This window comes from Saccharopolyspora sp. (genome assembly GCF_017434145.1).
GTDB lineage: Bacteria > Actinomycetota > Actinomycetes > Mycobacteriales > Pseudonocardiaceae > Saccharopolyspora_C > Saccharopolyspora_C galaxeae.
In genome coordinates, this window is record NZ_JAFRFW010000427.1 from 1 (window position 1) to 7,877 (window position 7,877).

The window sequence follows — 7,877 nt, forward strand, 5'->3', positions numbered from 1 at the left end:
CAACGCGCCGCGCCGCAGCCGGGTCACGCTCCGCCCGGCAGCGCCATGCCGCCGGAAGCCCACCAGGCCGAGGAAGAAGGCCCGGCAGTGGGCGAGAGCGGCGTGAGCTTCTGGGCCCGCCGGTTCGCCGCAGCCGGTTCGCCGCCGCGCAACGCGCCCGCCGACGCCGGTGACGGGGCGGGCCCGGACGGGCCCTCGACGGTCCAGCACCCACCGCTGGGCACCGGCTCGCAGGTCCCGCCGGTGCAGAACCCGTCGAACATGGCGGCGCCTCCGGTCGAAGGTGCCACCGAACAGCTGCCCCGGGTGCAGGCGGAGGCCAGGAGCGCTGGCGACGGCACCGCGATGATGGCCTATCCCGGCGTCGGCGAGGACGCGCCTGCGGACGACCCCTACGACTATCCCTACGAGGACTACGACTACGAGGGATACCGCCAGGACGACTACGCGCGCGGCGACTACGACGACTACCCGGCCGGTGGTGCCGACTACGACGCTTACGACGCCGACGACTACGACGCGGCGCTGCCCGCCGGGATGGACGCCGACGACTACCGCGCCGACTACGACGCGGACGACGAGGAGCCGCACCAGACCACCGGCAAGGAGTGGGCGGTGCTGGCGCTGCAGGGCGGCGCCGGGCTGGTCGCGGGGGGCGTGGTCTGGGTGGCGTTCCGCTGGCTGTGGACCTCCATCCCGATCGCCGCGCTGGTCGCGGCGCTGGCGATCACCGGTGCGCTGGTGTTCATCGCCCGGAAGTTCTTGCGCACCGACGACCTGCAGACGATCCTGCTCGCGGTGCTGGTCGGCCTGATCTGCACCGTGTCGCCCGCCGCGCTGCTGCTGATCAGCCAGTGAGCCCGGTCGCGCCGCGCATGCCCGGCTCCGGCGGGCCTGCCCGGGGAAGGCGGGGCGGCACCGGGCGGCGGGTGAGCGCGACGGTAGGACAGGAGATGGCACCGCAAGCACAGCCGGCTCCGCTCGACCAAGCGCGTCCGGAGATCCCGGTGGGCCTGTCCAGCGCCTCGGTGTGGCCGCAGCCCGCGCGGGCTGCTTTCGAGATGGCCGCCGACCTGGGCTTCGACGGGGTCGAGGTGATGGTGTGGGCGGACGCGGTCAGCCAGGACGTCGACGCGCTGCACCGGCTGGCGCAGGAGCACGGGGTGCCGATCCTCGCGGTGCACGCGCCGTGCCTGCTGATCACGCAGCGGGTGTGGTCGCCGGAACCGGAGGAGCGGCTGCGCCGGGCAGTGGCGGCCGCGAGTGATCTCGGTGCCTCGACGGTCGTGGTGCATCCCCCGTTCCGCTGGCAGCGCCGCTACGCCGACGGCTTCGGCGAGCTGGTCGGCGAGCTGGAGGAGACCAGCGGCATCCGGGTCGCGGTGGAGAACATGTTCCCGATCCGCCCGCCGAACCGGCTGAACCGGTTGCGCGGCGGCCGGTCCTCCGGGCTGTCGGCGTTCACGCCCTCCCCGGACCCGACCGACGTCGGCTACCGCAGCTACACGCTGGACATCTCGCACGCCGCGGCGGCGCACGCGGACGTGCTGGAGCTGTACAAGCGGATGCAGGACCGGCTGGCGCACGTGCACCTGGCGGACGGCACCGGCGCTCCGCGTGATGAACATCTCGTCCCCGGCCACGGCGGCCAGCCGTGCGCGCAGGTCTGCGAGGCGCTGGCCGCGGACGGGTATTCCGGCTCGGTGGTGCTGGAGGTCAACACCCGCAAGGCGCGCACACCGCAGGAACGGGCTGCGCAGCTCGCGGAGGCGCTGGTGTTCTGCCGGCTGCACCTGCAGGCGCCGGGCGCGCCTCGACAGGATGCTCCGCACACCGGGTAGTGATCAACTTCCTCGCGGGTTCGTAGAATCGTGCTCATGAATAATCTGCGCGTCTCGCCCGGAAACGGGCCGCGCCGGCACTTCGCAGGCCACGCGTGAACGCCACCCCCTTCTTCGACACCCTCGCCATCCGACCGCTCGGCAACGGCACGTTCGCCGCCGATCTGCACCCCGACTGGGCGGTGGGCGAACGTCCGCACGGCGGCTACTTGCTGGCCCTGCTGAGCCGGGCAGCCGTCGGCGGCGGTTCGCTGCAACCGCTCTCGGTCAGCGCGCAATACCTGCGCCCGCCGAAGGTGGGCCCGGTGCTGCTGCGCACCGAACGGCTCAAGGCCGGGCGGACCGTGACCGCGGTGCGCTCGGTGCTGGAGCAGAGCGGGCAGACCTGCGTGGACGCCATGATCACGCTCGGCGAGCTGCCGGACGAGGAACCGGCGTACTCGGACCTGCCGGAGATGCCGGTGAATCCGCCGCAGGACGCGGTCGACCTCGCCAACCCGGACACCCGCGCCGCGCCGGGCCTCACGCGCACCTGCGACATGCGGATCGATCCGCGCGGTGCCGGTTTCCTGCGCGGCAGCACCTCGGATCCGCTGCGGCTGCGGCTGTGGGTGCGACCGCACGCCGGGCAGCCGGACGTGCTGTTCGGCCTGGTCGCAGGCGACCTGACGATGCCCGTGACGTTCAACCTGGGCAGGTTCGGCTGGTCGCCGACGGTGCAGCTCACGGCGCTGCTGCGGGCGCGCCCGGCGAACGGCTGGCTGCGGCTGGTGGTGGAGTCGAAGGCGGTGCACGGTGCCTGGTTCGACGAGGACACGCTGGTGATCGACTCCACCGGCAAGCTGGTGTGCCAGGCGAGGCAGCTCGCGCTGAGCCCGTTGCGCGCGCCGGACTGATCGACGTCGGGGTCGTGCCGCGGTGCCGGGGTTAGGCTGGCGGTCCGCCACCGTCGAACCGAGGGAGATCACCGTGCCCACCGTGCGCATCCACCCGCTGCAGCAGGAGTACCGGCACTCCGGCGGCGGGCAGTTCTGCAAGCTCTGCGGTGCGCAGGAGCAGTGGACCGCGGCGGCGCAGCCGACCGTGCAGGGCGCCGCCTACGACCGGTCGCTGCACCTGACGCATCTGGCGCGGGAGCACCTGGAGGACCTGCAGGGCACGTTCTCCGGAGCGGAGCGCAAGAAGGAGAAGTCGATCGACTCCGCGGAGTCCGATGCCGCGGACGAGTCCGAGCAGACCGAGGAGTGACCCGCGCCGACCGCGGCCTCGCAAGGCCGAAGCCGCGGTCGGCGCCGGATCACCAGCACGATTCGGCCGACGGCGCGGCGGCCCCTCCGGCGATCGCCGATCAGGGGTCCTAGGCGTGCTTGATGTCCAAGCCGCCTTCGGCGTGCTGCTTGCGCAGCTGCTTCTTGTCGTACTTGCCGACGCTGGTCTTCGGTGCCTCCGCCAGGAACGCCCAGTGGTCCGGAACCTGCCACTTGGCGACCCGCCCGGTCAGGAACTCCCGCAGCTCGGCGGCGTCGGCCTGCTGGCCATCGAGCAGCACCACGGCGGCCAGCGGCCGCTCGTCCCACTTCTCGTCCGGCACGCCCACGACCATCGCCTCGGCCACGGCGGGGTGCGCGACGATGTGGTTCTCCAGCTCCACCGAAGAGATCCACTCGCCACCGGACTTGATCACGTCCTTGGCCCGGTCGGTCAGCCGCAGGAAGCCGTCCGGGGACAGCGTGCCGACGTCGCCGGTGCGCAGCCAGCCGTCGTCGAACTTGTCCGGGTCGTCGTCGCGGTAGTAGGACGAGGCGACCCACGGGCCGCGCACCTCCAGCTCACCGACGCTCTTGCCGTCCCACGGCTGCTCGGTGCCGCCCTCGCCGATCAGCCGCGCCTCGACGGCAGACGACAGCCGGCCCTGCGACTCCCGGTAGGGCCATTGCGCCTCGCCGGTCGCGGCGGCGGGCGGGCGCGCGACGCTGCCCAGCGGGGAGGTCTCGGTCATGCCCCACGCGTGCAGCACCGGCACGCCGTAGCGCTCCTGGAAGGTCCGCATCAGCGAGGGCGGGCACGCCGAGCCGCCCACCACGACCTCCCGCAGCGCGGAGATGTCCTGCGGATCGGCGTCGAGGTGCTGCAGCACGCCCTGCCAGATCGTCGGCACCGCGGCCGCCATCGTCGGGTGCAGCGTGCTGAGCATCCGCACCAGCGGCTCGGGCTGCAAGAACCGGTCCGGCATCACCAGCGAGGCGCCGACCATCAACGCGGCGTAGGGCAGGCCCCAGGACATGGCGTGGAACATCGGCACCACGGCCAGCCCGCGGTCGGACTGCGCCAGGCCCATCCCGTCCGACATGCACACCTGCATCGAGTGCAGCCAGATCGAGCGGTGCGAGTAGACGACGCCCTTCGGGTTGCCGGTGGTGCCGGAGGTGTAGCACATCGCGGCGGCGGCGTGTTCGTCCACTTCGGGCCAGTCGAAGGTGTCCGGGTGGCCGCGCAGCAGCTGGTCGTAGTCGTGCACCTGAACGCCTGCGGGCGCTTCCAGGGCCGACGCGTCGCCGTTGGCGACGATCACGTGCCGGACGGTGCTCAGCGTCGGCAGGATCTTCCCGAACAGCGGCAGCAGGCTGCCGTCCACGACGACCACGTGGTCCTCGGCGTGGTCGGCGATGTAGGTGATCTGCTCCGGGAACAGCCGGATGTTCAGCGTGTGCAGCACGGCGCCCATCGACGGCACCGCCAGGTAGGTCTCCAGGTGCTCGGCGTTGTTCCACATGAACGTGGCGACCCGCTGGTCACCGGTCACGCCGAGCTCCCGCAGCGCGTGCGCCAGCTGAGCCACCCGCCTGCCGACCTCGGCGTAGCTGCGCCGCCGCGGCTCCGCGCCGGTCCAGGTCACGACCTCGGAGGAGCCGTGCGGACCGGTGCCGTGCGCCAGGATCCTGGCGATCGACAGCGGGCCGTCGTGCATGGTGCTCAGCATCGGATTCGGACCTCCTCGTCCGGCACGCTTCTGGGTGCGGACACACTAACCGCGCACCCGCCGCCTGGGGGAGGGTCTACTCCAGGTGTTCTGGCACCCTGTGCCGCATGAAGACCATTGCCGTGCTCGGAGCGGGCAAGATCGGCGAGTCGCTGCTCGCGGGGCTCCTGGACGCCGGGCGCGCCCCGGCCGAGCTGATGTTCACCGAGCGCTACTCGCAGCGGGCCGCCGAACTCACCGGGAAGTACGGCATCGAGCACGTCGACGTGCCCACCGCGGCGAACCGCGCGGACGTGCTGGTGGTGGCGGTCAAGCCGCAGGACATCGACCCGCTGCTGGACGAGGTCGCGCCCTTGCTGGGGCCGGACAAGCTGCTGGTGTCGATGTGCGCGGGCCTGCCCGCCAAGCTCTTCGAGCGGCGGCTTGCCGAGGGCACGCCGGTCATTCGCGTCATGCCGAACACTCCGATGCTGGTGGGCGAGGCGATGAGCGCGATCTCCGGCGGCGCGCACGCCACCGACGAGCACCTGGAACTGGCGGAGGAACTGCTCGGCAGCGTCGGCCGCGTGGTTCGCGTGCCGGAGCAGCAGCAGGACGCGGTGACCGCGCTGTCCGGCTCCGGGCCCGCCTACTTCTTCTACCTCGTCGAGGCCATGACGGACGCGGGAGTCCTGCTCGGCGTCCCGCGCGGCACCGCCAAGGACCTGGTGGTGCAGGCCGCGATGGGCGCGGCAACGATGCTGCGCGACGGACCGGAGAACCATCCGGCGCTCCTGCGCGAAGCGGTGACGTCCCCGGCGGGCACGACCGCCGCGGGCATCCGCGAACTCGACAAGCACGGGGTGCGCGCCGCGCTCACCGACGCCGTCGAGGCCGCCAGGAACCGATCGGCGGAACTGGGCCGCGCGCACGACTGAGCGCCCGCTTCCCCGCCGCTGACGGGCGCAAACTCCTGAAACCGGGTCGTTCGTGCATCGCAGCCATCCCAGCCGTCCCGCTACTCTCGACAGGGCACGCCCGTGCAGTGTCCGCCGGAGGGGAAGCCGGCGGAGCGTGGTGTGCGAAGGGCTCGGTGAAGCATGTCCGCGAACTCGGAACCCAGCCAGCAAGCGCCCCCGCAGGCCGGTCAGGTGCAGTTCCTCACCGTGGCCGAGGTGGCCAGGATGATGCGGGTGTCCAAGATGACCGTGTACCGGCTGGTGCACGCAGGTGAGCTCCCCGCCGCGCGAGTGGGCCGTTCCTTCCGCGTGGCGGAGAGCGACGTGCACCACTACCTGGAGCACGCCTACTACAACGCGGGTTGAGGAGCGGTTTTTCGCTCCGCAGCAGCGGATTCGCTGTTCGAGCGCGGTGCTCGCCGCGCACGCCGTGCCGCCGTGCCGGGACCACTCCGTCAGGGCGGCACCGGCGGCGCGGTAAGCTGCGGGATCGTTCGTGCCTGGTGCCGGTGCCACACCGGCTGCGCCAGGGAGCGGCCCGCACCGGCACGGGATTCGTAGCACCGCCGACAGCGAAGGATGCCGCATGGGCTCGGTCATCAAGAAGCGCCGCAAGCGCATGTCCAAGAAGAAGCACCGCAAGCTTCTGCGCCGGACCCGCGTCCAGCGTCGCAAGTTGGGCAAGTAAGACCTCGCGCCGACGCGACCCGGTACCCGGGGGCGCGCCGCCCGGCGTTTTGCACCGCCGCCGACCCGTTGCGGTCGGCGGCGGTTCGATTACCACCCGCTCCGGTGGTGTACGCGATCTCGGGTTGCCCGGCTCCGGGTGCGCTGTTGGGGTTCCCACCGATCGCCCTCGGCGTTTCCGCGCACGTAACCGGGGCCTCGCGCGCTCTCGGTAGCATCACGAGCGAGGTTCGTGCTTTCGGTGCCGCGCTGGTTCGCGCAAGCGCGAGCGATCGCTTTCCGGCCGCACATCTCGGGGAGAACCATGGTGCCGAACGTCGTGCTCGTGACCGGCGTCAGCAGCTTCCTCGGCGGGCACCTCGCCGCCCGGCTGGCCGCGGACCCCGCGATCGAACGAGTGCTCGGCGTGGACACCGCCCCGCCGCGTCCGGACCTGCAGCGCAGGCTCGGCCGCACCGAGTTCGTGCGCGCCGACATCCGCAACCCGCTGATCGCCAAGGTGATCTCCGGGGCGAACGTGGACACGGTCGTGCACGCGGCGGTGAGCTCGAACGCCGGCCCCGAAGGGCGGGCCGCGATGAAGGAGCTCAACGTCATCGGCACCATGCAACTGCTGGCCGCCTGCCAGAAGTCGCCGCTGGTGCGCAGGCTGGTGGTGAAGTCCACGACCGCCGTCTACGGCGCGAGCCCGCGCGATCCGGCGGTGTTCACCGAGGACATGGAACCCAAGGACGTGCCGTCCTCCGGTTACGCCAAGGACGCCGGGGAGATCGAGGGCTACGTGCGCGGCTTCGGCAGGCGCAGGCCCGACGTGGACATCACGACGCTGCGGTTCACGCACTTGATCGGACCGCGCATCGACGCCGACCTCACCCGCTACTTCGCCCTGCCGCTGGTGCCGACCGTGCTCGGCTACGACGCCCGGATGCAGCTGCTGCACTCCGAGGACGCGCTGGCGGTGCTGGAGAAGGCGACCGCGCAGGCGTTGCCCGGGGTCTTCAACGTCGGCGGCGACGGGGTCCTGATGCTCTCGCAGGCGATCCGCCGCGCCGGTCGCGTCGCGGTCCCGGTGCCGCGGCTGGGGGTGCCCGCGATGAGCCGGTTCTTCCGCGGTGCCCGGCTGGTGGACTTCTCCCCCGAGCAGATGCGGTTCCTCAACTTCGGCCGGGTGGTGGACACCACGAAGCTGCGGGAGCGCTTCGGGTTCACCCCGCGCTGGACGACCCAGCAGGCGTTCGACGACTTCGTGCGCGGGCGGGACCTGCACCCGGTGATCGACCCGGAGCGCATCACCGCGCTGGAGCACGGCGTCGGTGACCTGCTCGCCCGACTGCGGTGATGGGAGACCTGATGGCTGATGCGCGCGTGATCCCGCTGCACCCGGCGGAGCAGCGCGGCCCCGGAGCCCGCCGCGGACCGGTGGCGCCGGTG

General features: G+C 72.0%; 8 protein-coding genes and 1 pseudogene. 8 read left to right on the top strand and 1 reads right to left on the bottom strand.

Going from position 1 to position 7,877, the window contains the following annotated elements; translation table 11 throughout:
• From IJH84_RS11690 to IJH84_RS11705, 4 genes and pseudogenes are all read left to right on the top strand, one after another.
• A pseudogene (locus IJH84_RS11690) lies at nt 1-858 on the top strand (hypothetical protein); the annotation flags it as partial.
• 95 nt (nt 859-953) lie between these two features.
• A complete protein-coding gene (locus IJH84_RS11695) occupies nt 954-1,841 on the top strand; it encodes a sugar phosphate isomerase/epimerase (protein WP_295143910.1) in 888 nt (295 codons plus the stop codon).
• A 95-nt stretch (nt 1,842-1,936) separates the two neighbouring features.
• Nucleotides 1,937-2,737 (top strand): thioesterase family protein, encoded by an 801-nt coding sequence (locus tag IJH84_RS11700; protein ID WP_295143913.1) that lies wholly within the window; start codon nt 1,937-1,939, stop codon nt 2,735-2,737.
• Between the two features lie 73 nt (nt 2,738-2,810).
• Nucleotides 2,811-3,089, top strand: coding sequence for a hypothetical protein (locus IJH84_RS11705; protein WP_200068907.1), 279 nt, complete (start codon nt 2,811-2,813; stop codon nt 3,087-3,089).
• 109 nt (nt 3,090-3,198) lie between these two features.
• Here the strand turns inward: IJH84_RS11705 and IJH84_RS11710 are convergent, their stop codons facing one another.
• On the bottom strand, nt 3,199-4,821 hold the full coding sequence (locus IJH84_RS11710) for a long-chain fatty acid--CoA ligase (RefSeq protein ID WP_295143917.1): 1,623 nt from the start codon (nt 4,819-4,821) through the stop codon (nt 3,199-3,201).
• Nucleotides 4,822-4,928: 107 nt separating this feature from the next.
• Between IJH84_RS11710 and proC the strand changes: the two genes are divergently transcribed.
• The 4 genes from proC (at nt 4,929) to IJH84_RS11730 (ending at nt 7,785) form a co-directional block, all read left to right on the top strand.
• Nucleotides 4,929-5,738 carry a pyrroline-5-carboxylate reductase gene (gene proC, locus IJH84_RS11715; protein ID WP_295143921.1) on the top strand — a complete coding sequence of 270 codons (810 nt, stop codon included), beginning with the start codon at nt 4,929-4,931 and terminating at the stop codon, nt 5,736-5,738.
• Nucleotides 5,739-5,900: 162 nt separating this feature from the next.
• Nucleotides 5,901-6,125, top strand: a complete 225-nt coding sequence (locus tag IJH84_RS11720; protein WP_200068910.1) for a helix-turn-helix domain-containing protein — start codon at nt 5,901-5,903, stop codon at nt 6,123-6,125.
• Nucleotides 6,126-6,345: 220 nt separating this feature from the next.
• The gene (locus IJH84_RS11725) at nt 6,346-6,447 is read left to right on the top strand and encodes an AURKAIP1/COX24 domain-containing protein (protein ID WP_003402602.1); all 102 of its coding nucleotides are present in this window, start codon (nt 6,346-6,348) and stop codon (nt 6,445-6,447) included.
• A 303-nt stretch (nt 6,448-6,750) separates the two neighbouring features.
• On the top strand, nt 6,751-7,785 hold the full coding sequence (locus IJH84_RS11730) for an NAD-dependent epimerase/dehydratase family protein (protein ID WP_295143979.1): 1,035 nt from the start codon (nt 6,751-6,753) through the stop codon (nt 7,783-7,785).
• The last annotated feature ends 92 nt before the right edge of the window (nt 7,786-7,877 follow it).